A 1,736-nucleotide genomic window follows, 5' to 3' on the forward strand; every position below is an offset into this window, starting at 1 on the left:
CCCGGCTTCACGGCCACTTCGACCAGCAGGCCCGGCATCGGCGACATCAGGTACTTGCTCAGGTCCGGCGGCGCCTTGTAGGGCATGAGCTTCTGCAGCCGCGCACCGAGCGGCGACAGCACCATCGCCTCGATCTGCGTACCGTCATGCGACACGCGCAGCGCAAGCGGATTCTTGCCAGCGCCGCGCTCGACCTGGGCGGTGAACGGCTTGTCGTTGACCGTACCTTCCACGCGCACGCTGCCGAGGTGCGCGGGGCTGCAGATCCGGTAGATGGTGTCGCCCACCTGCACCGCGCTGGAGCCGGTCTTGCCGTGGAAATCGGTGACAGAGACCGGCGTGTGCACATGCTCGCCTTCCGCGCCGAGCGTGACGACCACGAACTGTTCGCCGACCTTGACGCCGTGGCCATCAAGCTGCCCGCTGATGCCCGAGGCCCGCGCGCGGTAGCGGCGGTGCATGAAGGCAACCAGCGCGACCAGGAAGTTCGGGTCATCATGCGGCACGTCCTCCGCATGGAAGCCCTTGCCGTAGTGCTCGGCGATGAAGCCGGTGTTGAAGTCGCCCGCGACGAACTTCGGATGCGCCAGCAATGCCGCCTGGAACGGGATGTTGCTGCTGACGCCGCGGATCACGAAGCCGTTGAGCGCCTCGCGCATCATCGCGATCGCATGCGCGCGGTCACGGCCGTGGACGATCAGCTTGGCGATCATCGAGTCGTAGAACATCGGGATCTCGCCGCCGTCGTAGACGCCGGTGTCGACGCGCACACCGTAGAGGTGCTCGGTGTCGGCCGAGAACATGGTCTCCTTCGGCGGCTGGAAGCGCGTGAGGCGGCCGGTGGACGGCAGGAAGTTGCGGAACGGATCTTCCGCGTTGATGCGGCACTCGATGGCCCAGCCTTCGCGCTTGACTTGCGCCTGCGTGAGCGGCAGGGCCTCGCCGGCTGCGACGCGGATCATCAGCTCGACCAGGTCCAGCCCGGTAATGCATTCCGTGACCGGATGCTCCACCTGCAGCCGCGTGTTCATCTCCAGGAAGTAGAAGCTCTGGTCCTTGCCGACCACGAACTCGACCGTCCCGGCACTCTGGTACTTCACGGCCTTGGCCAGTTGCACGGCCTGCTCGCCCATCGCCTTGCGCGTCGCATCGCTGATGAAGGGCGACGGCGCCTCCTCGATCACCTTCTGGTGGCGGCGCTGTATCGAGCATTCGCGCTCGTTCAGGTAGATCACGTTGCCCTGCGAGTCGCCCAGCACCTGGATCTCGATGTGGCGCGGCTCCTCGACGAACTTCTCGATGAACACCCGGTCGTCGCCGAAGCTGTTGCGCGCCTCGTTGCGGCAGGAGGTGAAGCCCTCGAAGGCTTCCTTGTCGTTGAAGGCCACCCGCAGCCCCTTGCCGCCGCCGCCGGCCGAGGCCTTGATCATCACCGGGTAGCCGATGTCCTTGGCGATCTCGACCGCGCGTTCGGCCGTCTCGATAGCGTCGTTCCAGCCCGGGATGGTGTTGACCTTGGCCTCGTTGGCGAGCTTCTTGGAGGCGATCTTGTCGCCCATGGCCGCGATCGAGTAGTGCTTGGGGCCGATGAAGATGATGCCCTCTTCCTCGACCTTGCGGGCGAAGGCTTCGTTCTCCGACAGGAAGCCGTAGCCGGGGTGCACGGCTTCAGCGCCGGTCTGCTTGCAGGCGGCAATGATGCGGTCGGCCTGCAGATAGCTCTCGCGGCTGGGCGC

The 1,736-nt window shown here is 66.0% G+C and carries 1 protein-coding gene; it reads right to left on the reverse strand.

The genetic code is table 11. The features are described from left to right. A partial coding sequence (locus HCU76_RS36255) for a biotin carboxylase N-terminal domain-containing protein (RefSeq protein WP_218512053.1) occupies nt 1-1,736 on the reverse strand: 1,736 nt, incomplete at both ends.

It is taken from the genome of Variovorax sp. dw_308 (assembly GCF_019207085.1).
GTDB lineage: Bacteria > Pseudomonadota > Gammaproteobacteria > Burkholderiales > Burkholderiaceae_C > Variovorax.